Origin of the sequence: Pseudomonas mercuritolerans, from assembly GCF_025706525.1 — a bacterium.
Classification (GTDB): domain Bacteria; phylum Pseudomonadota; class Gammaproteobacteria; order Pseudomonadales; family Pseudomonadaceae; genus Aquipseudomonas; species Aquipseudomonas mercuritolerans.
On record NZ_JAMSHA010000003.1, the window covers coordinates 23879 to 47730 of the forward strand.

The 23852-nt window shown below is 59.0% G+C and carries 21 protein-coding genes; 10 read left to right on the forward strand and 11 right to left on the reverse strand.

What is annotated here, in order from left to right; genetic code table 11:
* Positions 1 to 27 precede the first annotated feature (27 nt).
* Together ND528_RS08645 and ND528_RS08650 are read left to right on the forward strand one after the other, a co-directional pair.
* Complete coding sequence (locus ND528_RS08645) at positions 28 to 1326, forward strand: MFS transporter (RefSeq protein ID WP_137213718.1); 1299 nt, start codon at positions 28 to 30, stop codon at positions 1324 to 1326.
* A 13-nt stretch (positions 1327 to 1339) separates the two neighbouring features.
* The gene (locus tag ND528_RS08650; protein WP_263470108.1) at positions 1340 to 2335 is read left to right on the forward strand and encodes a 2-hydroxyacid dehydrogenase; all 996 of its coding nucleotides are present in this window, start codon (positions 1340 to 1342) and stop codon (positions 2333 to 2335) included.
* A gap of 137 nt (positions 2336 to 2472) precedes the next feature.
* On the opposite strand, the gene ND528_RS08655 is transcribed toward ND528_RS08650, so the two are convergent.
* The 4 genes from ND528_RS08655 to ND528_RS08670 all read right to left on the reverse strand — a co-directional run bounded on the left by ND528_RS08655 (position 2473) and on the right by ND528_RS08670 (position 8107).
* Positions 2473 to 3660, reverse strand: coding sequence for a pyridoxal phosphate-dependent aminotransferase (locus tag ND528_RS08655; RefSeq protein WP_137213720.1), 1188 nt, complete (start codon positions 3658 to 3660; stop codon positions 2473 to 2475).
* 41 nt (positions 3661 to 3701) lie between these two features.
* A complete protein-coding gene (locus tag ND528_RS08660; RefSeq protein ID WP_130912217.1) occupies positions 3702 to 5327 on the reverse strand; it encodes a methyl-accepting chemotaxis protein in 1626 nt (541 codons plus the stop codon).
* Between the two features lie 304 nt (positions 5328 to 5631).
* Positions 5632 to 6771 carry a glycerate kinase gene (locus tag ND528_RS08665; protein ID WP_263470109.1) on the reverse strand — a complete coding sequence of 380 codons (1140 nt, stop codon included), beginning with the start codon at positions 6769 to 6771 and terminating at the stop codon, positions 5632 to 5634.
* A 217-nt stretch (positions 6772 to 6988) separates the two neighbouring features.
* Positions 6989 to 8107, reverse strand: a complete 1119-nt coding sequence (locus tag ND528_RS08670; RefSeq protein ID WP_263470110.1) for a sugar diacid recognition domain-containing protein — start codon at positions 8105 to 8107, stop codon at positions 6989 to 6991.
* Positions 8108 to 8278: 171 nt separating this feature from the next.
* On the opposite strand from ND528_RS08670, the gene ND528_RS08675 reads away from it, so the two are divergent.
* Together ND528_RS08675 and rarD are read left to right on the forward strand one after the other, a co-directional pair.
* Entirely contained in the window at positions 8279 to 9589 is a 1311-nt protein-coding gene (locus tag ND528_RS08675; protein ID WP_039762752.1) for an MFS transporter, read from the forward strand.
* A 286-nt stretch (positions 9590 to 9875) separates the two neighbouring features.
* Positions 9876 to 10757 (forward strand): EamA family transporter RarD, encoded by an 882-nt coding sequence (gene rarD, locus ND528_RS08680; RefSeq protein ID WP_263470111.1) that lies wholly within the window; start codon positions 9876 to 9878, stop codon positions 10755 to 10757.
* 173 nt (positions 10758 to 10930) lie between these two features.
* On the opposite strand, the gene hppD is transcribed toward rarD, so the two are convergent.
* Entirely contained in the window at positions 10931 to 12007 is a 1077-nt protein-coding gene (gene hppD, locus ND528_RS08685; RefSeq protein ID WP_263470112.1) for a 4-hydroxyphenylpyruvate dioxygenase, read from the reverse strand.
* A 351-nt stretch (positions 12008 to 12358) separates the two neighbouring features.
* On the opposite strand from hppD, the gene ND528_RS08690 reads away from it, so the two are divergent.
* Both ND528_RS08690 and ND528_RS08695 read left to right on the forward strand, forming a co-directional pair.
* On the forward strand, positions 12359 to 13894 hold the full coding sequence (locus ND528_RS08690) for an EAL domain-containing protein (RefSeq protein WP_263470113.1): 1536 nt from the start codon (positions 12359 to 12361) through the stop codon (positions 13892 to 13894).
* A 227-nt stretch (positions 13895 to 14121) separates the two neighbouring features.
* Positions 14122 to 14487: a histone-like nucleoid-structuring protein, MvaT/MvaU family gene (locus ND528_RS08695; RefSeq protein WP_016774912.1), complete on the forward strand. Its 366-nt coding sequence runs from the start codon at positions 14122 to 14124 to the stop codon at positions 14485 to 14487.
* A 216-nt stretch (positions 14488 to 14703) separates the two neighbouring features.
* On the opposite strand, the gene ND528_RS08700 is transcribed toward ND528_RS08695, so the two are convergent.
* Entirely contained in the window at positions 14704 to 15222 is a 519-nt protein-coding gene (locus tag ND528_RS08700) for a DUF4946 domain-containing protein (protein ID WP_263470114.1), read from the reverse strand.
* A 137-nt stretch (positions 15223 to 15359) separates the two neighbouring features.
* Here ND528_RS08700 and gloA point away from each other — a divergent pair, with 137 nt between their 5' ends.
* The gene (gloA, locus tag ND528_RS08705) at positions 15360 to 15881 is read left to right on the forward strand and encodes a lactoylglutathione lyase (RefSeq protein ID WP_212616444.1); all 522 of its coding nucleotides are present in this window, start codon (positions 15360 to 15362) and stop codon (positions 15879 to 15881) included.
* A 252-nt stretch (positions 15882 to 16133) separates the two neighbouring features.
* Here gloA and ahpF read toward each other — a convergent pair whose 3' ends face one another.
* The 3 genes from ahpF to ND528_RS08720 form a co-directional block, all read right to left on the reverse strand.
* Positions 16134 to 17696, reverse strand: a complete 1563-nt coding sequence (gene ahpF, locus ND528_RS08710; protein WP_212616445.1) for an alkyl hydroperoxide reductase subunit F — start codon at positions 17694 to 17696, stop codon at positions 16134 to 16136.
* A 124-nt stretch (positions 17697 to 17820) separates the two neighbouring features.
* Positions 17821 to 18384 carry an alkyl hydroperoxide reductase subunit C gene (gene ahpC, locus ND528_RS08715; RefSeq protein ID WP_126363038.1) on the reverse strand — a complete coding sequence of 188 codons (564 nt, stop codon included), beginning with the start codon at positions 18382 to 18384 and terminating at the stop codon, positions 17821 to 17823.
* Between the two features lie 137 nt (positions 18385 to 18521).
* Positions 18522 to 19460, reverse strand: coding sequence for a site-specific integrase (locus ND528_RS08720; protein ID WP_263470115.1), 939 nt, complete (start codon positions 19458 to 19460; stop codon positions 18522 to 18524).
* Between the two features lie 177 nt (positions 19461 to 19637).
* Here ND528_RS08720 and ND528_RS08725 point away from each other — a divergent pair, with 177 nt between their 5' ends.
* Positions 19638 to 20654 (forward strand): DNA-binding protein, encoded by a 1017-nt coding sequence (locus ND528_RS08725; protein WP_263470116.1) that lies wholly within the window; start codon positions 19638 to 19640, stop codon positions 20652 to 20654.
* On the opposite strand, the gene gorA is transcribed toward ND528_RS08725, so the two are convergent.
* On the reverse strand, positions 20651 to 22009 hold the full coding sequence (gene gorA, locus ND528_RS08730; protein ID WP_263470117.1) for a glutathione-disulfide reductase: 1359 nt from the start codon (positions 22007 to 22009) through the stop codon (positions 20651 to 20653). The genes ND528_RS08725 and gorA overlap by 4 nt on opposite strands.
* A gap of 129 nt (positions 22010 to 22138) precedes the next feature.
* Positions 22139 to 22978 carry a UTP--glucose-1-phosphate uridylyltransferase GalU gene (gene galU / locus ND528_RS08735; RefSeq protein ID WP_024013124.1) on the reverse strand — a complete coding sequence of 280 codons (840 nt, stop codon included), beginning with the start codon at positions 22976 to 22978 and terminating at the stop codon, positions 22139 to 22141.
* Between the two features lie 258 nt (positions 22979 to 23236).
* On the opposite strand from galU, the gene ND528_RS08740 reads away from it, so the two are divergent.
* Both ND528_RS08740 and ND528_RS08745 read left to right on the forward strand, forming a co-directional pair.
* Positions 23237 to 23422 (forward strand): hypothetical protein, encoded by a 186-nt coding sequence (locus ND528_RS08740; protein ID WP_016774922.1) that lies wholly within the window; start codon positions 23237 to 23239, stop codon positions 23420 to 23422.
* Positions 23423 to 23562: 140 nt separating this feature from the next.
* Complete coding sequence (locus ND528_RS08745) at positions 23563 to 23850, forward strand: hypothetical protein (RefSeq protein WP_137213729.1); 288 nt, start codon at positions 23563 to 23565, stop codon at positions 23848 to 23850.
* Positions 23851 to 23852 lie beyond the last annotated feature (2 nt).

Here is a 23852-nt window from a genome sequence, read left to right on the forward strand (position 1 = left end):
AAAACAACAAGCTCAGGAGTTACACCGATGAAAACTGCAACCCTCGCCACCCGCCGCTGGTGGTACATCATGCCGATTGTGTTCATCACTTACAGCCTGGCCTATCTAGATCGCGCCAACTACGGTTTTGCCGCCGCATCGGGCATGGCCGAAGACCTGATGATCACACCGGGTCTGTCCTCGCTGCTTGGTGCGCTGTTCTTTCTCGGTTACTTTTTCTTTCAGGTCCCCGGCGCGATCTACGCGCAAAAGCACAGCGTGAAGAAGCTGATTTTCGTCAGCCTGATTCTCTGGGGCGGGCTCGCCACGCTGACTGGCGTGGTATCCAACGCCTATTGGCTGATCGTCATTCGCTTCATGCTCGGCGTGGTCGAAGCGGCGGTGATGCCGGCGATGCTGGTGTATCTCTGCCATTGGTTCACCCGTGCCGAACGCTCGCGGGCCAACACTTTTCTGATCCTCGGCAACCCGGTGACCATGCTGTGGATGTCGGTGGTGTCGGGCTATCTGGTGCAGCATTTCAGCTGGCGCTGGATGTTCATCATCGAAGGTCTGCCGGCGGTGCTTTGGGCGTTTATCTGGTGGCGCCTGGCCGACGATCGCCCGGCCCAGGCGAAGTGGCTCAATGACCAGGAAAAGCACGATCTGGAAAGCGCCCTCGCCGCAGAGCAGGTCGGCATCAAGGCTGTGAAGAACTACGCCGAGGCGTTCCGTTCGCCGAAGGTGATCATCCTGGCGCTGCAGTTTTTCTGCTGGAGCATCGGCGTCTACGGTTTCGTGCTGTGGCTGCCATCGATCCTCAAGGCCGGCGCGCAAATGGACATGATCGAGGCCGGCTGGCTCTCGGCACTGCCATATCTGGCGGCAGTGCTGGGCATGCTCGCGGTGTCGTGGGGCTCGGACAAATTGCAGAAGCGCAAACGCTTCGTCTGGCCGCCACTGCTGATCGCCTCGATTGCGTTCTACGGCTCATATGCCTTGGGCGCCGAGCATTTCTGGTGGTCGTACACGCTGCTGGTGATTGCCGGCGCCTGCATGTACGCGCCCTACGGTCCGTTTTTCGCCATCGTCCCGGAGATCCTTCCGGCCAACGTTGCCGGTGGCGCCATGGCGCTGATCAACAGCATGGGCGCGCTCGGCTCGTTCGGCGGTTCGTATCTGGTCGGTTATCTGAACAGCTCCACCGGTTCGCCCGGCGCCTCCTACCTGTTGATGAGCGGTGCATTGCTGTTGTCGGTGGTGCTGACGATTTTCCTCAAGCCCGGCGCCAGTGATCGCGTCGTCGCCAAAGCCGCCGCCACGCCGCGTGTGCCGGCGCATTCCTGAAGGGACTTTTGCCATGAAAAAACAGGTCGTGCTGTACAAGAAACTTTCGCCCGCGCTGATGGCGCGCCTGCAAGAGCAATTTGACGTAACGCTGATCGAAAGCCTCGACGCCGATGGCCTCATGCAGCTGCGCGATGCCCTGCCCCGCGCCCACGGTTTGCTCGGCGCCAGCCTGAAACTGGATGCGGCGTTGCTGGATCTGGCGCCGCAGCTGGAGGCGATTGCCAGCGTCTCGGTGGGCGTCGACAACTACGACATCGAGTATCTGAGTCGGCGCAAGATCCTGCTGACCAACACCCCCGACGTGCTCACCGAAACCACCGCCGACACCGGTTTCGCCCTGATCCTCGCTGCCGCGCGGCGTGTGGTCGAACTGGCGAACATGGTCCGTGGCGGGCAGTGGAGCCGCAATATCGGCCCGGCGCATTTCGGCACCGATGTGCATGGCAAGACGCTGGGCATCATCGGCATGGGCCGCATCGGCGAGGCCCTGGCCCAGCGTGGGCATTTCGGTTTCGGCATGCCGGTGATCTACCACAGCCAGTCACGCAAACCGGCGGTCGAGGAGCGGTTCGCTGCGCAATATCGCAGCCTCGAAGAGTTGCTCAAGCAGGCCGACTTCATTTGCCTGACCTTGCCTCTGACGGCGCAGACCGAACGCTTGATCGGCGCCGAGCAATTTGCGCTGATGCGGCCGGAGAGCATCTTCATCAATATCTCGCGGGGCAAAGTGGTCGATGAGGCGGCAATGATCGAGGCGTTGCGCAGCAAGCGTATCCGCGCGGCGGGCCTGGATGTGTTCGAGCGCGAGCCGTTGAATCATGACTCGCCGTTGTTGCAGTTGAGCAATGTGGTGGCGACGCCGCATATGGGCTCGGCGACCCATGAAACCCGGGAAGCAATGGCGCGGTGTGCGGTGGAGAATCTGTTGGCGGCGTTGAATGGACAGCGGCCGGGGAATCTGGTGAATGCCTCTGCGTGGCAAAGCAGAGATCTCTGGCGCCAGTAAAGCCGCCTTCGCGAGCAGGCTCGCTCCCACAGAGAATGCATTTCAAAATGGGAGCAAGCCTGCTTCCACAGCAGAATGCATTCCACTGTGGGAGCGAGCCTGCTCGCGAAGAGGCCTTTACAAACTACGCAAATCCATCAGGCACTGCGCGCCTGCAACAGCTGCATCGCACACAACGCAATCCTCGCGCAGGCATCCGCCAGTTTGACCCGATCCACCACCAGCCCGATGCGAATATGCCCCGCCGCGCTCGGCCCGAACGCTTCGCCGGCCAGCACCGACACGCCGTAACCTTCCAGCAAGCGCTCGGCAAACGCCTGAGCGCCGAGGCCGGTCTGGCGCACATCGACCATCACGAACATGCCGCCATCCGGGCAAATCGGCTGCAATCCAGGACAACCGTACAAACGTTCGCAGACCAGATCCCGACGCAACCGATATTCTTCGCGCATCTGCGTGACTTCCGGCAGATCGCTTTGCAGCGCCACTTGTGCGGCCTTCTGTACGAAATCCGGCAGACCGAAGAGCATGCTCAGCGACAGATTCACCAGATGCTCGGCCAAGGGTTTCGGGCCGATCATCCAGCCGATGCGCCAACCGGTCATCGCATGGGATTTCGACAGGCTGTTGATCGTCGCGGTGCGCTCGGCCATGCCCGGCAGGCTCGCCGGGCTGATGTGCTCGCCTTCATATAACAGCTCGCTGTACACCTCATCGCTGATCAGCCACAGATCATGCCGAATGCACAGCGCCGCCAGTTCCTGCCAGATCAGCAAGGACAAACTCGCGCCGCTGGGATTGTTCGGGCTGTTGAGCAACATGGCGCGGGTTCTCGGGGTGATACGCGCCGCAACATCCGCTGGGTCGACACGAAAACCGTTTTCCGGGCGCACCGGCACCGCAATTACCTTGGCACCGCAAGCGCCAAACACACCTTCGTAGGTGACGTACATCGGCTCAGCGACGATAACCTCGTCACCCGGATCGAGCAGACACTGCGCCACCGAGTACACCGCGCATTGCGCGCCGGGGAGGACAATCACCTGATCAGGATCAACACGCTGACCACTACGCTGGCGATGACGCTCGGCAATCAGCCTGCGCAGCTCGAATCGACCACGCACGTCGGCGTAATGGGTATCGCCGGCCAACAGGCTATCGATCGCGCCATGGACGATCGGCAACGGCGTATCGAAATCCGGATCGCCGACGCTCAACAACAATACATCAACGCCCTCGGCGCGCAGTTCCAGCGCTCGGTCGTGAATCTGCCAGGCAGCGGCACCCTCCCCGGCGATTCGTTGGGTCAAGGCTGAATAGCGCATGTACGTCTCCTGTTAGCGCGGTTTCCAGCCTTCACCGTATCTCAAATCACGAAACGCGCCACCATGGCGTTCAAATCCACTGCCAGCCGTGACAGTTCGTGGGTCGCGGCGCTGGTCTGGTTGGCGCCGGCGGCCGATTGCGTGGCGAGGTCGCGGATGTTGACCAGGTTGCGATCGACCTCGCGCGAGACTTGCGCCTGTTCTTCCGAAGCGCTGGCTATAACCAGGTTGCGTTCGTTGATCTGGTGAATCGATTGCGTGATCTGTTCCAGCGCCACACCGGCCGCGCGGGCCATTTCCAATGTGGACTGGGTGCGCTGGTTGCTTTGCTGCATCGACGAAACCGCTTCTCCGGTACCGTTCTGGATGCCGGCGACCATTTTTTCGATTTCCTGAGTCGATTGTGCGGTGCGATGGGCCAAGGCGCGCACTTCGTCAGCCACCACGGCAAAACCGCGGCCAGCCTCGCCGGCACGCGCCGCTTCAATCGCAGCGTTGAGCGCCAAGAGGTTGGTCTGCTCGGCGATGGCCCGAATCACGTCCAGCACCTTGCCGATGTCACGACCTTGCGCGGCGAGGCCTTCGATCATCTGCGCGGTGTTCTGCACGTCGTGAGTCATGGTCTGGATCGCGTCGACGGTTTTCACCACCTGATCGCGACCTTCGCGGGCGGCGTGGGTCGACTGATTGGAAGCTTCGGAAGTCGAAACGGCGTTGCGCGCCACTTCTTCCACCGCAGCGGTCATCTCGTTGACGGCAGTGGCGGCCTGCTCGATTTCGTTGTTCTGCTGCTGCAGGCCGCGCGACGCTTCTTCGGTGACAGCGCTGAGCTCTTCGGCAGCGGCGCCCAGTTGCGTGGCGGAGCCGGCGATCTGCTCGATGGTTTTGCGCAAGTTGGTCTGCATCGCGGCCAAGGCTTCGAGCAGGCGCGCCGGTTCATCCTTGCCGTCGTCTTCAATAGCTTTGCTGAGGTCGCCGTTGGCAATGGTTTGCGCAGCGAGCACGGCGCGGTTGAGCGGCGTGACGATGCTGCGGGTCAGCAACCAGGCGAGCAACACGGTGGCCAGCGCCGCAATCACGGCGACGATGATGATCCCGGTGATCGCGCTGTCATAGTTTTCACCGGCCTTGGTGGCCGCCGCTCTGGCCCCGGCGGTATTCATGCCGATCAGCTTGTTGAGCTGCTCGCCCATCTGATCGGTGCCTTCCTTGATGCGCGTGTTGATCAACGCACGCATCGCTTCCAGATCGCCCTGGCGCGACAGCTCAAGCATCCGGTTCTGGGCTTGCAGATAGTTATCGAGGGTGGTCGAAAACGTCTGGAAAACTGCGTGCTCTTCAGGACCTGCCGGCAACGCAGCGTAGCTGGCCTGAGCTTTGCGCACCTTGTCGACCAGCACCGCGATGCGGGTTTCTGCCTCTTGCAGGCTGACCGGTTCGCGATTGACCAGCACACGGAACGAGAGAATGCGCATGCGCAGGACGTTTTCCGTGACCACGCTGAGGTGAGTCACGCTTGGCAACTGGTTGGTGTCCATGTCGATCGACGCTTGACGAATGACCGTCATGCGGCTGACGGCGAACACGCCGAGGACAATCACCAGCAAGGCGATAAAGGCAAAACCGAGGAAAGCACGGGGCGCGATATTCAGGTTACGCAGGGACATGGTCGGACTCTCGAAAGAAAGAAACTACGAGCATCCATGCCGTGAGCACTGGCCCATAGCGGGCGACAGTCCGGCGTCACTGGGTTTTGGTTTTGTGTGCGCCTGACCGTTGTATCGGCCAGGCTTGAGGAAGGTTTCGGGTCCGCAGTAAATATTTTTCGGGACGTTACAACAATCAACCAAGGTCCGCTGCCTTGGGTAGGAGCTGTCGAGTGCAACGAGGCTGCGATCTTCTGACTTTTAATAGCAGGATCAAAAGATCGCAGCCTCGTTGCACTCGACAGCTCCTACAGAGGCCAGCGGTTCAGCGTTTGGCGGCGAGCTGCCAGATCCGGGCGATGTCGGTGGCGCGTTCACGCAGCAAGCGCGGGGCTTCGGCGCAGGCCTGTTCCAGAGTCATCGGCCCGCTGGTAACAGCAAACGCGGCGTCGATGCCGTGTTGATAGAGTTCCTGATAACCCTCGCCCAAGGTCCCGGCAATCACGATCACCGGCACAGCGTATTGTTTGGCAACTCGCGCGACACCGAACGGTGTTTTGCCGCGCAGGGTTTGCGCATCGAAGCGGCCTTCTCCGGTAATCACCAGATCCGCACCTTTGACCGCGTCAGCGAGCCCGACCAGTTCCGCCACTACCTCGACGCCCGCCTGAAACTGCGCGCCGAGAAAAGCTTTGGCGGCAAAGCCCAGACCACCCGCCGCGCCGCTGCCCGGTTCATCGCGCACGTCTTTGCCCAATGCTTGCGCGCAGAGTTTGGCAAAGTGCCCCAGCGCCTGATCGAGCTGCTCAACCTGCGCAGGCGATGCGCCCTTCTGCGGGCCGAAAATGGCCGAGGCACCATGGGGGCCGCAGAGCGGATTATTGACGTCGGCGGCAATGTCGAAACGCACCTCGGCCAGACGCGGATCAAGCCCAGCCACATCGAGTCGCGCCAGTTGCGCCAAGGCCAGGCCGCCCGGCACCAACGATTGATTCTGCGCATCCAGCAACTTCACGCCCAACGCCTGCATCGCCCCGGCACCGCCGTCATTGGTCGCGCTGCCGCCAATCGCCAGGATCACCCGTTGCGCGCCGGCATCCAGCGCTGCACGAATCAATTCACCGGTGCCAAACGTGCTGCTGATGCAGGCATCGCGCTGTCCCGGCGTGACCAGTTGCAGACCGCTGGCCTCGGCCATTTCGATGATCGCGGTGTGGTTGTGCGGTAGCCAACCCCAAGCAGCATCGACCGGCGCGCCCAGTGGACCGCGCACGCGGGTGCGGCGTAACTCACCTTCGCAGGCTGCAAGAATCGACTCGACCGTGCCTTCGCCGCCATCGGCCATCGGGCATTTGATCAGCGTCGCCTGCGGCCAGACCTGCGCCAGTCCGAGGGCGATGGCTTCGGCAACGCCTTGGGCACTCAGGCTGTCCTTGAACGAGTCGGGGGCGATGACGATCTTCATGGGAATTCTCCGGTTGCATTGGCGTTCATGCTGCCAGTCGGCCTGCGCCTTGACGCCGGTCGGCTGCACAAGTGGCGTCGGCGTTTATTGTTCATTTCCACAAAAGGCTGGCATTGGATGTTCCGGCCCCTTCACGAGCAGGCTCGCTCCCACATTTTGAAATGCATTCCAAATGTGGGAGCGAGCCTGCTCGCGAAGGGGCCATTGAATACACCGATCAGTTCGGATCCGTCTGCGGCAACAGCTGCACCCCCAGGTACAACGCCAGCATCCCGTCCAGCTTCAACGGATCAACCCCGCTCAACTCGGCAATCCGCTCCATGCGATAGCGCAGGCTGTTGCGATGAATGCCCAACGCCTCGGCACAGGCCTGACTCTGCCCGTCGTGCTCGCACCAGCTACGCAGGGTCGCCAGCAACTGGCCGTTGCTGTCCTTGGCGATGACCTTGCGCAGCGGCTTGAGCAGTTCATCCAGCGCATCATCGTTGCGATGACGCCACAGCATGACCGGCAAGCGATAACGATTGAGCGTCAGCAGCCGAGAGCTCGGCAGCACGTCGCGACCATAAGCGAGCAAATCGCCGACCCGCCGGTAACAGCGGCGCAACCCGGCCAGGCCATCCGCCTGCCCGCCGACGGCGATGCGCAGAATCTTCCAGCCGAGGCCATCGAGCTTTTCCAGCAGGCGATCGTGCTCGACGTTCTGGCTCGCCGGGCGGCACCACAACAACGAAGACTTCGCAGGACTCACGCACCAACTGTCGGGATACCGCGAGGTCAGCCACGCACTCAGTGCCTCGATGGTTTGCCCCGGGCCGTGCTCAAGCCCCAGTTCAAACAGATACGGCACACGCGTCAGTTGCGGCTTGAGTCCCAACTGTTGCGCCTCATCGACCAGACGCGGCGAATCCCCCGCCTCGCTCAACAGCAACGCCAGCAGATCATCGCAGCGCTGCCGTCGCCACTGCTGCTCGGCCTGCTGATTGCGCTGGCCGACGAGCATTTCAGCGGTCATGCGCACCAGTTCGGCGTAAGTGCGCAATTGCTCAGGCTCGCCGGTAATGCCGAGCACGCCGATCAAGCGCTGATCGAGCAACAGCGGCAGGTTGATCCCCGGTTGCACGCCTTTGAGGTGCACCGCCGTCTGCGCATCGATTTCCACCACGCGCCCGTTGGCCAGCACCAGTTGCGCACCTTCATGCCGGGTGTTGATCCGCTCCGGTTCGCCGCTGCCGAGGATCAGGCCCTGACTGTCCATGACGTTGACGTTGTACGGCAAAATGGCCATGGCCCGGTCGACGATGTCTTGGGCAAGGTCGTGATCGAGTTCGAACATAGCGGCGGCAATCCTTCATTTCAGGCACGGACGGTTGTTCAGCCGCACAGGGTCTGGCGGCAAACCCTGTGCTCAGGCACAAAGACAATCCGGCCAAAGGTGGCCGAGACTCTCAGGGCGATCAACGTTACCCTTTGCATCGCAAAAAATCATAATAAAGAGAGAGCCGCTATGTCGCAGAGCGCCGCAGCTACCCAGACCATCGACGACGGTAAAAACGCCGTCTACAAACGCATCACCCTGCGTTTGATTCCCTTCATTTTCATCTGCTACCTGTTCAACTACCTCGACCGGGTCAACGTCGGCTTCGCCAAGTTGCAGATGCTCGACGCACTGAAATTCAGCGAAACCGTATATGGCCTCGGCGCCGGCATCTTCTTCATCGGTTACGTGCTGTGCGGCGTGCCGAGCAACCTGGCACTGACCCGCTTCGGTCCTCGGCGCTGGATTGCCTTGATGATGATCACCTGGGGCACGCTGTCGACCTGCCTGTTGTTCGTCACCACCCCGACCGAGTTCTACACCCTGCGCTTTTTCACCGGTGCCGCTGAGGCCGGTTTCTTCCCGGGCGTCGTGCTGTATCTCTCGCAGTGGTTCCCGACGTTCCGCCGTGGTCGGATCATGGCGTTGTTCATGTCGGCAATCCCGGTCTCCGGTTTGCTCGGCAGCCCGTTTTCCGGCTGGATCCTCAACCACTTCGCCGCGGGCCAGGGTGGCTTGGCCGGCTGGCAGTGGATGTTTCTGCTGCAAGGCATCCCGACGGTAATCCTCGGCGCACTGGCGTATTTCCTGTTGAGCGACAGCTTCGCCAATGCCAAATGGCTGACCGCCCATGAACGTTCGGTGCTCGAAGCCGACCACGCCGAAGACCTCGCCAACAAACCGAAAACCGCCACCGACTCGCTGCTCGCGGTGTTCAAAAACCCTGCGATCTGGGCCTTCGGCCTGATCTATTTCTGCATCCAGAGCGGCGTTTACGCCATCAATTTCTGGCTGCCGTCGATCATCAAGAACCTTGGCTTCAGCGATAACCTGGTGATCGGCTGGCTGAGTGCGATTCCATATCTGCTTGCAGCGGTGTTCATGCTGGTCGTCGGCCGCTCGGCGGACTTGCGCAAGGAGCGCCGCTGGCACCTGGTGGTGCCGATGCTGATGGGCGCTGTCGGTCTGGTGATCGCAGTGAACTTTGCGGCCAATCCGGCGATTGCGATTCTCGGCCTGACCATCGCGACCATGGGCGCACTGACCGGTCTGCCGATGTTCTGGCCGGTACCGACCGCCATGCTGAGCGCTGGCGCGGCGGCTGGTGGTCTGGCGCTGATCAACTCGATGGGGCAGATGGCCGGGTTCCTCAGCCCGTACCTGGTGGGTTGGGTCAAGGACAGCACAGGCTCGACGGATGCGGCGTTGTATGTGCTGGCGGCGGTGATCGTTGGCGGTAGTCTGTTGGCGTTGCGGATGACGCGGACGTTGCGGGCTTAATCAGAAGCGCAGATCAAAAGATCGCAGCCTTCGGCAGCTACTGTGGAATGCGTTCCCTGTAGGAAGTGCCGAAGGTTGCGATCTTTTTGCGTTTAATCGGTGCAATCATGCATAGCGCCAGTCGACGCAACATCTATGCTGAATCTGCCGGCCGCTTCGCGAGCAGGCTCGCTCCCACAGGATTTGTGGCTCCTGGATGTGGGAAATAATGAGCGCCCGCTCAATATTCAGCACAAAAACCACGTATCCTGCGCGCCCCGTTCAACCATCACGTCGCGAGGACAGTTTGTCTAAAGGTATCGCTCTATCGGTCTCAGCCTCGGTGCTGTTTGCCGTCATGTATTACTACACGTCGCTGCTGACGCCTCTGAGCGGCGTGGAAATCTTCGGCTGGCGCATGCTCCTGACCGTGCCGTGCATGACCGTGTTCATGCTGGTTTCCGGGGAATGGCGGCGGGTGCTGGAGCTGGTTCGATTGATGGCGGCCAGGCCGAAGCTGATTGCCGGGCTGCTGGTTTCTTCCGCCCTGCTCGGGGTACAGCTGTGGCTGTTCATGTGGGCACCACTCAATGATTACAGCCTGGATGTATCGCTGGGCTATTTCCTCTTGCCACTGGCGATGGTGCTGACGGGGCGGATTGCCTATGGCGAGAGCCTGTCTTACCTGCAGAAAATCGCGGTGTTTTTTGCCAGCCTTGGCGTGTTGAACGAGCTGTATCAGGTGGGTGGTTTTTCCTGGGCGACACTGGTGGTCGTGGTTGGCTATCCGCTGTACTTCGTGCTGCGCAAATACCTGAAAACCGACAACCTCGGTGGCCTGTGGGTCGACATGACCCTGATGCTGCCGGTCGCCTACTGGTTTGTGCAGGGTGGCGAACAGGGCCTGGCCGTGTTCGATCAATATCCGGGACTGATGTGGCTGATTCCGCTGCTCGGCCTGATCAGTGCGTCCGCGCTGGTGGTGTACATCATCGCCAGCCGCTTGCTGGCGTTCAGTCTGTTTGGTTTGTTGAGTTATGTGGAACCGGTGTTGCTGCTTGCGGTGGCTTTGTTGCTCGGGGAAAGCATCAAGTCGGGCGAGTGGCTGACTAACATCCCGATCTGGCTGGCGGTTGTGGTGCTGGTGTTCGAGGGCTTCAAACACTTGACGCGCCAACGCCGCTCTTGAATCCAACACAAGACAAATGTGGGAGCGAGCCTGCTCGCGAAGTCGTCAGACCAGTCAACATGACTGTTGAATGAAAGTCCGCATTCGCGAGCAGGCTCGCTCCCACAGGTTTTGTATGAAGCAAAAAAATCCCGGCCCTGCATCTCTGCAGGCCGGGATTTTCTCATTCCAGATTACTCGGTGGTCAGCACACCACGACGCACCTGGTCGCGCTCGATCGATTCGAACAGGGCTTTGAAGTTACCTTCGCCGAAACCGTCGTCGCCCTTGCGCTGGATGAACTCGAAGAACACCGGCCCCATCAGGGTTTCCGAGAAGATCTGCAACAGCAGACGCTTGTCGCCCTGCTCCGAAGCGCCATCGAGCAGGATGCCGCGCGATTGCAGCTGATCGACCGGCTCGCCGTGGTTCGCCAGGCGACCTTCAAGCATTTCGTAGTAGGTGTCCGGCGGCGCGGTCATGAAGCGCATGCCGATTTTCTTCAACTGATCCCAGGTCTTGATCAGGTCGTCGGTGAGGAATGCAACGTGCTGGATGCCTTCGCCGTTGAACTGCATCAGGAACTCTTCGATCTGCCCGGCGCCCTTGGACGACTCTTCGTTGAGCGGGATGCGGATCATGCCATCCGGTGCGGTCATGGCTTTTGAAGTCAGACCGGTGTACTCGCCTTTGATGTCGAAGTAACGGATTTCACGGAAGTTGAACAGCTTCTCGTAGAAGTTCGCCCAGTAGGCCATGCGTCCGCGATACACGTTGTGGGTCAGGTGATCGATGATCTTCAGGCCGGCGCCAACCGGGTTGCGATCAACGCCTTCGATGAACACGAAGTCGATGTCGTAGATCGAGCTGCCTTCGCCGAAACGGTCGATCAGATACAGCGGCGCGCCACCGATGCCTTTGATCGCCGGCAGGTTAAGCTCCATCGGACCGGTTTCGATGTGGATCGGCTGAGCGCCGAGTTCGAGTGCGCGGGAATAGGCTTTCTGCGAATCCTTGACGCGAAACGCCATGCCGCAAACGGACGGGCCGTGCTCAGCCGCGAAGTACGAGGCGACGCTGTTGGGTTCGTTATTGAGGATCAGGTTGATCGCGCCCTGACGGTACAGGTGCACGTTCTTGGAACGGTGGGTCGCGACTTTGGTGAAGCCCATGATCTCGAAGATCGGCTCCAGCGTGCCGGGAGTCGGCGATGCGAACTCGATGAACTCAAAGCCCATCAGGCCCATTGGGTTTTCGTATAAATCTGCCATGGTGACGCCTCATCATTTCTTATCAATTAACCAGGGTTATTTGTCAGGAAAGTGATGTAGTGGGAGGCGCACAGGAGATGCCACGCACGCTGCGAGCGAGGAAGTCTCCGTAGATCAGTTGAAACCCGAATATCTTCATTGTCGACCCAAGGCTCTTGCGGGCGAGGCTTCTGCTGCCAGAAGACGATTATTATTGTATGCGTAAACCGATTCTACACAGCGTAACCGAGCCTGTCTGCCCTCTCTATAAAATCCTGTTTTTTGGATACGGCACAAGAGCCATCTGCCATCTATTCTCCCCTCTGCCTCGATTGTTTACCGGGCCCGACTTCGAAGCCACAGGATGTGTCCATGCCGCTGACCCGCCGCCCCCGCCGCAAGCGCAGCACCCGCAACGTTGTGACTTTGCTCAGCAGCCTGCTGCCAATCGTGCTGGGCAGTGTGATTCTCTATATGCAGGCAGAACGCACGTTGCAACAAAGCGCCGGAGAAACTGCCGAGCAAGCGTTGCGACAGTTCGACTTGATGCTCGATAACACCGCAGAAGCTGCCCGGATTCTGCTGCCGCTTGCCGGGAAAAATTGCGAAGAAGTGAAACTCGCCCTGCGCGAACAGGTGACCCGTCGCCCCTTCGTGCGCTCAACCAATCTGGTCTGGGACAACAATCTCTACTGTAGTTCGCTGTTCGGCCAGTTCAACGAAGCCGTCGATGCCGGAAACTACCACGATGGCAAACTGTGGCTGATGAATGGCAATCCGGTGACGCCCGACACGGCATTATTGATCTACCGTCTCAGCGACGGTCGTGGTGGCGCACTGACCACACTGGATGGCTATCACTTGAGTAACATCCTGCGCCTGATCGGCCGCCAGACATTACTGATGTTGCAAGTAGGCGATAACTGGCTGTCCGCCGACGGCAAAGTGCATCACGGATCACTGCCTGCCCTGCCGGTCGCGCACAGCCTGCTGGAATCCGAACGCTACGGTTTCAAGGTCTCCGCGGGGTTCCCCGAGGGCGAAATCCGGCGTTACATGGCGGCTGAATATCCTCCGCTGTTCAGCCTGTTGATTTTCTTCGGTGCAGTCTCCGGTGCAATCGGCCACTTCGTCCAGAAGCGATCGACCTCGCCCAGCCATGAAATGCTGCGTGCGCTGGAAGCCGGGGAGTTCATCCCTTATTTCCAGCCCGTGGTTCACGGTGACAGCAAGCAATGGTCGGGTGCCGAAGTGCTGATGCGCTGGAATCATCCGAAAGAGGGCCTGGTACGGCCGGATCTGTTTATTCCATTTGCCGAGCACTCGGGCTTGATCGTGCCGATGACCCGCGCCCTGATGCAACAGACTGCGGTGCTGCTGGGGCCGCAATCCACAAGCTTCGCCAAACCTTTCCATATCGGCATCAATATCACCGCCAGCCATTGCCAGGATCTGGAGCTGGTCGAGGATTGTCGTGACCTCTTGGCTGCATTTGCGCCTGGCAGCATCGAACTGGTGTTGGAATTGACGGAGCGCCAGCTGGTCGAGCCGAATGACATCACCCTGCAGCTCTTTGAGCAGCTGCATGCACTGGGTGTGAAAATCGCAATCGACGACTTCGGTACCGGACATTCAAGCCTTGGTTATCTGCGCACCTTCAATGTCGACTTTCTAAAGATCGATCAGAGCTTCGTGGCCATGATCGGCATAGACGCGTTATCGAGGCATATCCTCGACTCCATTATCGAGCTGTCGGCCAAACTGGACTTGCGCATTGTTGCCGAAGGTGTCGAAACTCAGGTCCAGGCTGATTACCTGACCGAGCATAACGTTAATTTTTTGCAGGGCTATTTGTACGGTAGACCAATGCCTGGCGCTGATTTCCTCGACGCATTAACTCATCATTAAGTCGCCGACATGGCCCGCCGAACAGCCGCACCAAATTGATACAAAAAGTCATTGTTGTTACATGACGACAACATCAGGATTTACTCTCGTCGCATTAACTACTACAATTTTTTCAACCTGAGCCAGACTGGCAGGTGAGCCAATTATCACCGAGTCGCTTCCAGGCTCTTGGCTTATAGCTTTGTTTGCGGTTGGTATCAGCCAAACACACTATTGGAGTAAAGATATTGTCCAGACTCGCCGAATTTCGCGCAGCTGAAAAGGCCCTTCAGGAACAGCTCAAACAGCTGGAATCGCTGAAGAACGATGCCGGGCTCAAGAAAGAAATCGAATTCGAAGAAAAGCTCCAGGGACTGATGAAAACCTATGGCAAAGGCCTGAAAGACATCATCGCCATCCTTGATCCAAACCCGGCAAAGTCCGGTCTCCAGCAGTCCGCAGCGCCCAAGACCCGCCGCGCTCGGGTGGTCAAGGTTTATCAGAACCCGCACACTGGCGAGCTGATCGAAACCAAGGGTGGCAACCATCGCGGTCTGAAAGCCTGGAAAGAGCAGTACGGTGCAGCCACCGTGGATTCATGGTTGCGCGGTTGATCTGACACCAACAAAAAGCCCTGCTCGATGCAGGGCTTTTTTATTGACAATATCTAACAAATGAAATGATTTTCATCGAACAAGTTGGAAATTTGTGTAACGTTACTGAATCATCAGGCTAAACATTTTGCTGCGCAATGTTGCTACGACACGCTGGACCAAACTTTGTGCTTAATCCTTTCCGGCATTCAAATCATTGCAAGTTAGTACGGACGTTTATAATTTCAGGCTGTTGCGCGCCGCCTCTATGTCGTCGGCGCTCGCCTTATAAACCTCGGCCTGACCGGCATATGAAAGTACATAAGCCTTGTCTGCTTCCACGGCTGCCACCAACGTTTGTGATAATACGTGCCGACCGTTCTCGGTGACTGTGCAGGTGGTCTCCAGCCCGGCCAATGATCCGAGCGCAGCCGGATGAATGCGGTTGCAGACGCTCTGATAACCGCTGCGGAAGAAATCCTTCTGAATCGATTTGCGCATCTCCAGCAGCACGCCTTGCAGATTGACCTGATGCCCCGCTTCCACTTGAGTCATGGTCAACTCCATCACCATCACCTGGTTACCATCGGCGTCGAGCTTCACCGCTCGTTGCCGCGAGACTGGCGGCGCGGTGTCCGGCAACGCTTCAACCTTCCAGCCCGCCGGCCAGGTAATGCCTGGTTCGGCCATGGCCGGGAAAACCACAGCCGATGACAAAGCAAAAAAAACAAACACGGATTTGAACAGTCGGATCATTGCCGGACGCACTCATGGATAGAAGGCAAAGTCTGAGCCCCGCCTTCGCGCAGGGCAAGCCCGCCTTGCATTTGGCGATGCCGGCCGGCATGCGTATCATTGCGCCCATTCACTCGCCCATTGTTATTGGAGGGCCCATGAGCCTCAACGAATTGAACACTTTCCCTGGCGTGACTGCCACGCCAGACAGCGCAACCCGCAACTTCGTATTCAACCACACCATGCTGCGCGTGAAGGACATCACCAAATCGCTGGATTTCTACACCCGCGTGCTGGGTTTTTCGCTGGTCGAGAAGCGTGATTTCCCGGAAGCCGAGTTCAGCCTGTACTTCCTCGCACTGGTCGACAAAGCACAGATCCCGGCCGACGCCGCAGCGCGTACCGAGTGGATGAAATCGATCCCGGGCATTCTTGAGCTGACCCACAACCACGGCACCGAAAACGATGCCGACTTCTCCTACCACAACGGCAACACGGACCCGCGCGGATTCGGCCACATCTGCATTTCGGTGCCGGATATCGTCGCGGCCTGCGCGCGCTTTGAAGAGCTGGGTTGCGATTTCCAGAAGCGCCTGACCGATGGCCGGATGAAGAGCCTGGCGTTCATCAAGGATCCTGATGGCTACTGGGTCGAGATCATTCAGCCTGCGCCGCTGTAAAAGCTGAAAGCCCCTCACCCTAGCCCTCTCCCAGAGGGAGAGGGGACTGATTGCGGGATGTTGGAGAATTACGCCGACTTGAAAGATTGGCGGTGAATCCATAATCGACCGGCTCTCTCAGGTCGATGGATGACTTCAGACACCTCGGTCGGCTCCCTCTCCCTCGGGAGAGGGCTGGGGTGAGGGGTGGCTTTCCACGCGCAATAAAAAACCCATGATCGCTCATGGGTTTTTTCGTTTTCGACCTGGAAGTTACGCCGGGGCCGAAGTCCGGATCAAGTGATCGAACGCGCTCAGCGAAGCCTTGGCGCCCTCGCCCACTGCGATCACGATCTGCTTGTAAGGCACAGTCGTCACGTCGCCCGCTGCAAAGATCCCCGGAATCGAAGTCTCGCCACGATTATCGACGATGATCTCACCACGCGGCGACAGCTCGATGGTGCCCTTCAGCCAATCGGTGTTGGGCAGCAGACCGATCTGTACGAAGATGCCTTCCAGCTCAACCGTGCGCAGCTCATCTGTGGTGCGATCCTTGTAACGCAGACCGTTGACCTTCTCGCCATTGCCGGTGACTTCAGTGGTTTGCGCACTGGTGATCACGGTGACGTTCGGCAGGCTGTGCAGCTTGCGCTGCAACACAGCATCGGCGCGCAGTTGTACGTCGAATTCCAGCAACGTTACGTGCGAGACGATACCGGCCAGATCGATGGCCGCTTCAACGCCCGAGTTACCACCACCGATCACCGCTACGCGCTTGCCTTTGAACAGCGGGCCGTCGCAGTGCGGGCAGTAAGCCACGCCCTTGTTGCGGTATTCCTGCTCACCGGGGACGTTCATTTCGCGCCAGCGTGCACCGGTCGCGAGGATCACGCTCTTGGCTTTCAGGGTTGCGCCACTGGCGAAGCGAACTTCGTGCAGCTCACCGTTCTTGCCCGGGATCAACTTGTCGGCACGTTGCAGGTTCATGATGTCGACGTCGTACTGCTTGACGTGTTCTTCCAGAGCCGTGGCCAGTTTCGGCCCTTCGGTTTCCTGGACGGAAATGAAGTTCTCGATGGCCATGGTGTCCAGCACCTGACCGCCGAAGCGCTCAGCAGCGACACCGGTGCGGATGCCTTTACGTGCGGCATAGATGGCCGCCGAAGCACCGGCCGGGCCACCGCCGACGACCAGCACGTCAAAGGCTTCCTTGGCGCTGATTTTCTCGGCCTGACGCTCAATCGCGCCGGTGTCGAGTTTGGCGAGGATTTCCTCCAGGCCCATACGGCCCTGGCCGAAGTTTTCGCCGTTGAGGTAGATGCTCGGCACAGCCATGATCTTGCGATCGTCGACTTCGTCCTGGAACAGCGCGCCATCGATGGCGACGTGGCGGATGTTCGGGTTGAGCACGGCCATCAGGTTCAGCGCCTGAACGACGTCCGGGCAGTTCTGGCAAGACAGCGAGAAGTAGGTCTCGAAGCTGAACTCGCCTTTTAGCGAACGAATCTGCTCGATGACTTCAACGCTGGCCTTCGACGGGTGGCCACCGACTTGCAGCAGCGCCAGCACCAGGGAGGTGAATTCGTGGCCCATCGGAATACCGGCAAAGCGCAGGCTGATGTCGGCTCCGGGGCGATTGATCGAGAACGATGGTTTGCGGGCATCGTCACCGCTGTCGATCAGGGTAATTTGGCTCGAAAGACTGGCAACGTCTTTCAGCAGTTCCAGCATTTCACGGGATTTCGCACCGTCGTCGAGGGATGCAACGATCTCGATCGGTTGGGTGACCCGTTCCAGGTACGATTTCAACTGGGCTTTAAGATTGGCGTCCAACATACGGGCGATTTCCTTTATTTGAGGCGAAAAAAAGCCCGAGCGAATCTCGCCCGGGCATTTTTATTGGGCGGTGCAGCTAACTTAAGAAGGTGCGGCGTGCCGCCCTGCGTTGCATGTCACAGACTTAGATCTTGCCGACCAGGTCCAGCGACGGAGCCAGAGTGGCCTCGCCTTCTTTCCACTTGGCCGGGCAAACTTCGCCTGGGTGTGCAGCGACGTACTGAGCAGCCTTGATCTTGCGCAGCAGCTCGGAAGCGTCACGGCCAACGCCGCCATCGTTCAGTTCAACGATTTTGATCTGGCCTTCAGGGTTGATCACGAAGGTGCCACGGTCAGCCAGACCAGCTTCTTCGATCAGTACGTCGAAGTTGCGCGAGATGACGTGGGTAGGGTCGCCGATCATGGTGTATTGGATTTTGCCGATGGCTGGCGAAGTGTTGTGCCAGGCAGCGTGAGCAAAGTGGGTGTCGGTCGAAACGCTGTAGATTTCCACGCCCAGCTTCTTGAACTCAGCGTAGTTGTCGGCCAGGTCTTCCAGCTCGGTCGGGCACACGAAGGTGAAGTCGGCTGGGTAGAAGAACACCACGGACCACTTGCCTTTCAAGTCAGCATCCGAGACTTGAACGAAGTCGCCGTTTTTGAACGCGGTAGCTTTGAACGGTTTTACTTGGCTGTTGATGATAGGCATCGATGACTCTCCGTCAGGGGTTATGAAGTTGATGGGTGAATCCTACCCACTCACTCGACGGAAGGCTCATTGGCAAACCTGATACTGCTGATTTGTTTTCGCTATTAGCTGACTGTATTAATAGAAGAAAACGATCTCTACGCTTGATCCGGCTTATCCATGATCCGAGCCATTCCCTGGAATGGGCTGACCTCAACATAGCGCATGGCGGATTTCATGTCCTTCCAGCCGACGTAACTCATCAGCGATTTCAGGTCCCAGCCGCTTTGATGCGCCCATGTGGCAAAGCCACGCCGCAGTGAATGGCTGGTGTAGTTGGCGGCGGCAATCCCGGCGCGCTGCAATGCCTGGCGCAGCAGCGGAATGATGCTGTTGGCGTGCAAGCCCTCCTCGCTCAGATTGCCCCACCGATCAATGCTTCGGAAAACTGCGCCGCGTACCAGCGCGGCCTCGGTGATCCAGTCGATATAAGCCTGCACCGGACACAGCTTGAGCAGCGCTGGGGCCTGATAGGTCTGTCCGAGGTTTTCCCGGTCGCCCTTGCTGCGCGGCAGATACAAGGTGATTCCCTTGCCAGCACTGGCCTGCACATGCTCGATTTGCAAGCGGCACAACTCGTCGCTGCGAAAGCCCCGCCAGAAGCCCAACAGAATCAGCGCGCGATCCCGATAGGCCTTGAGCAACGTCGGGCGGTCCTGTTCCTGGCGGGCGGTTTGCGCCTCCTGTTCCAGCCAATCGATCACACGTTGCAAATCCTGCAGTTGCAATGGTTCGGCCTGTTTTTCCTGCGCCGGGTGCAAGGCGCGAATGCCCTTGAACACCTTGCGCACCACTGGCGCCTTGGTCGGATCGGCGAAACCCTGACTGTTGTGCCACTGCGCCAGCGCCGACAGGCGCAATTTCAGCGTGTTGATCGATAGAACCCCGGCGTGCTCCACCAGATAGCGCGCAACGCTATCTGCGGTGGCCGGGAGAAATCCGCCCCACGTCACCTCGAAATGCTCGATGGCCATGCGATAGCTGCGGCGGGTGTTGTCGCGGGTGGCGGCTTGCAGATATCGATCAATGTCACTCATGGGCGGTTTTCTCGCTGGTGTACGGGTTCAGGCATGCAAAAGCGCATTTTGCCGCCTGACATTGGGTAATACCAGTATATCCCGCCTGTTTTACATCAACGATTCACCTATATTTTCAGCATGGTACACTGCGTACTTTAGTGGCATGTACCACAGTACGTAAACGTAGGAGTTCACATGGCCCGTGGCGGCATTACCAAAGCACTGGTGCAAATCGCACGCACAGCAATCCTGGCCCGCGGCGAACACCCAAGCATCGATGCAGTACGCATCGAAATGGGCAACACCGGCTCGAAAACCACGATCCATCGTTATCTGAAAGAGCTGGATGACGGCGCCCAGCCAATAGAAGCGTCAGCAGAACCGATCGATGATGAACTGACCGCCCTCGTCTCTCGCCTCGCCCAGCGCCTGAAAGAACAGGCGCAGGAGCCCATCGAGCAAGCCCGAGAACAGTTCGAGGAACAACGGGAAGCACTGGAAACCGAGCTGAAGCAGACGCGCCAGGCGCTGGAAAAACTCGAACACGACCACGACATTCAGGGCGCCGCCCTGCAACGCGAATCCGAGGCGCTGAGCAACACCCGCTCGATGCTGCAAACCGAACAGACGCGCAATGCCGGCCTGAACCAGGCCTTGGCCGACTTCGAATTGCGTCTGCAGGACAAGGACGAGCAGATCCGCTCGCTGGAAGAAAAACACCTGCACGCCCGCGATGCGCTGGAGCATTACCGCAACGCCAGCAAGGAACAGCGCGAGCAGGACCAGGCCCGCCACGAAGGGCAACTTCAGCAGATACAGGCGGAACTGCGTCAAGCCCAGCAGAGCGCGCTGGTGCGTCAGGATGAGATCACGCAGTTGCACCGCGACAACGAACGCCTGCTTACCGAAAACCGTGGCACCCAGCGCGAGCTGAACCTGGTGCAGGATCAACTCAAGCAGAGCAATCAGCGTCAGGATCAGTTGCTCGAGCAGGCGACGCGCATGGACAGCGAGCGCACCCTCCTCCAGGAACGTCTGCGCGTGGCGACACTGGAAAGCCAGGCGCTCAAACAGAGCGTCGACGAGCAGACGCAGCTCAATCAGTCACTGGAAAAGGAATTGCTCAAGGCTCAGGCGAGCCTTGAGGACAGCCAGCGTCTGGCGGCTACCGTTGCGGCAGCGCCAGAATCGACCAAAGCGAAGGATGCTTAAGCGCTGACTGGCGTGCGCATGGTCACAAACTCTTCTGCAGCCGTCGGGTGCACCCCGATGGTGTCGTCGAAGTCGCGCTTGGTCGCGCCCGCCTTTAAAGCAATCGCCAGTCCTTGCACGATCTCGCCAGCATCCGGGCCGACCATGTGGCAGCCAAGCACCTTGTCGGTCTTGGCGTCGACTACCAGCTTCATCAGGGTTTTCTCCTGACAGTCCGTCAGGGTCAGCTTCATCGGCCGGAAGCGACTCTCGAAGATCACCACTTCGTGGCCACATTCGCGCGCTTCTTCTTCGCTCAAACCGACTGTGCCGATGTTCGGCAGGCTGAACACGGCGGTCGGGATCATTTTGTAATCCACCGGACGATACTGCTCCGGCTTGAACAGACGCCGCGCCACAGCCATGCCTTCGGCTAGCGCGACCGGTGTCAGCTGCACGCGACCAATGACGTCGCCCAGCGCCAGAATCGACGGCTCGGTGGTTTGATACTCGTCGTCGACTTTGATAAAGCCCTTGTCGTCCAGTTGCACATCGGTGTTTTCCAGGCCCAGATTGTCCAGCATCGGACGGCGACCGGTGGCGTAGAACACGCAGTCGGCTTCGAATACCCGACCATCCTTGAGCGTGGCCTTCAAGCTGCCATCAGCCTGCTTGTCGATGCGCGCAATGTCGGCGTTGAATTGCAGATCGAGGCCACGCTTGGTCAATTCTTCCTGCAGATGCTTGCGCACCGAACCGTCGAAACCGCGCAGGAACAGATCGCCGCGATACAGCAGCGTGGTGTTGGCACCGAGGCCATGGAAAATTCCGGCGAACTCGACCGCTATATAACCGCCGCCAACCACCAGCACACGCTTGGGCAGTTCTTTGAGAAAGAACGCTTCGTTCGAACCGATCGCATGCTCATGCCCCGGGATTTCGGGGATCTGCGGCCAGCCGCCAGTGGCGATCAGGATGTTCTTCGCGGTGAAGCGCTCGCCGTTGACCTCGACCTCGTGCGGCCCGACGATTTTCGCGTGCGCCTCGTGCAGGGTCACGCCGCTGTTGACCAGCAGATTGCGATAAATGCCGTTGAGGCGATTGATCTCGCGATCCTTGTTGGCGATCAGGGTGGCCCAATCGAAGTTGGCTTCGCCCAGGTTCCAGCCGAAACCGGACGCTTGCTCGAAGTCCTCGGCAAAGTGCGCGCCGTACACAAGGAGTTTTTTCGGCACGCAGCCGACATTGACGCAGGTGCCGCCCAGATAACGGCTTTCGGCCACCGCCACTTTCGCCCCGAAGCCGGCGGCAAACCGCGCAGCCCGCACACCGCCGGAACCGGCACCAATCACATAAAGGTCAAAATCGTAGGCCATTTCTATCTCCTCGGCAGGCCATCAGCATACCCGCAGCCATTCATTGGGCAAGCACTGCCATCCATATAAGGGCGGAAAATGAAAAAGCCACCCGAAGGTGGCTTTCTCTTGCAGACGGGGCAAACGCTATCAGTAAGCTTTGCCAGTCTTGTAGAAGTTTTCGAAGCAGAAGTTGGTCGCGTCGATGTAGCCTTCAGCGCCACCGCAGTCGAAACGCTTGCCCTTGAACTTGTAGGCCATCACGCAGCCGTTCTGGGCTTGCTTCATCAGGGCGTCGGTGATCTGGATTTCGCCGCCCTTGCCTGGCTCGGTCTGCTCGATCAGGTCGAAGATGTCCGGGGTCAGGATGTAACGACCGATGATGGCCAGGTTCGACGGCGCGTCTTCCGGCTTTGGCTTCTCGACCATGCTGTGCACACGGTAAATGTCATCGCGGATCATTTCGCCAGCGATTACGCCGTACTTGTTGGTTTCCTGCGGATCGACTTCCTGGATAGCGACGATCGAGCAGCGGAACTGCTTGTACAGCTTGACCATCTGGGTCAGCACGCCGTCGCCGTCGATGTTGACGCACAGGTCGTCCGCCAGGACCACGGCGAACGGTTCGTCACCGATCAGCGGGCGGCCAGTCAGGATGGCGTGGCCCAGACCTTTCATTTCGGTCTGACGGGTGTAGGAGAACGAGCACTCGTCCAACAGCTTGCGGATACCGACCAGGTACTTTTCCTTGTCGGTGCCCTTGATCTGGTTTTCCAGCTCGTAGCTGATGTCGAAGTGGTCTTCCAGGGCACGCTTGCCACGGCCGGTGACGATGGAGATTTCCGTCAGGCCTGCGTCCAGTGCTTCTTCAACGCCGTACTGGATCAGTGGCTTGTTTACCACCGGCAGCATTTCTTTAGGCATGGCTTTGGTCGCTGGGAGGAAGCGAGTGCCGTAACCGGCTGCTGGAAACAAGCATTTCTTGATCATATAAGTCCTTGAAAAGGCTGTGTGTACGAGTTTCGGGGCAGTCTAATCAGGCGGCGTGCGCCTTACAATGCCCCGCGCTGGCTAACCGATGCCAACATAGAGAAATATTCGCGCGGATAGTTCCATCCGGGTATTTGCGCAGCAAAGTCAGCGTAGCTCAAGATCCGTGGAAACTGGATCACCATACGCTTATCAGCCCCCAATGCGAGCATTTGCCGCTATCATGGCGCCTTTGAACCAGCGAACGAGAAAGACCAGATGGCTGCGGTAAAAATCATCAACGGGTATGTGATCGACAAGAAAGACGGCAAGTGGACGCTGACCACCACCAACGGCGAACATATCGCCGGACCTTTCGACAGCGAGCAGATGGCGACGGATGTGGCCTCGGTGTTCACCGATACGCCCGCTTCTTCCAAGCGCCGTGGCAAGGATCAGGACTGACCTTGTCGCCACACGCTCCAAGCCCTGCCAGGACGCAGGGCTTTTTTGTGCCTTGTTGGCAAACAAGTGGCCAATCGCTATAACCTTTTCATCGCGGCGCTGTCAGAGCATCCAGTCCCCCACTTGAAGACCACGCAACCATGAACCTGAACAAACTGCATTTGATTTTCGCGGTGTTGGTACTGAGCGGCTGTGCCACCTCGCAGCCGACCTTTCTGAACAATGGCGAACAAGGCCTGAGCATAGACTGTTCAGGCGAGGCCAACTCCTGGGCGATGTGCTACGAGAAGGCAGATGCCTCCTGCGCCGGCACCGGTTATCGGATTGTCGGCACTGACGGCACACCGGCACCTGCGGAAGACGACAAAACCCTGGGCGTCGACGTCGGCAATTACAAAACCCGCAACGTCGTGGTTGTCTGCAAGTAAGC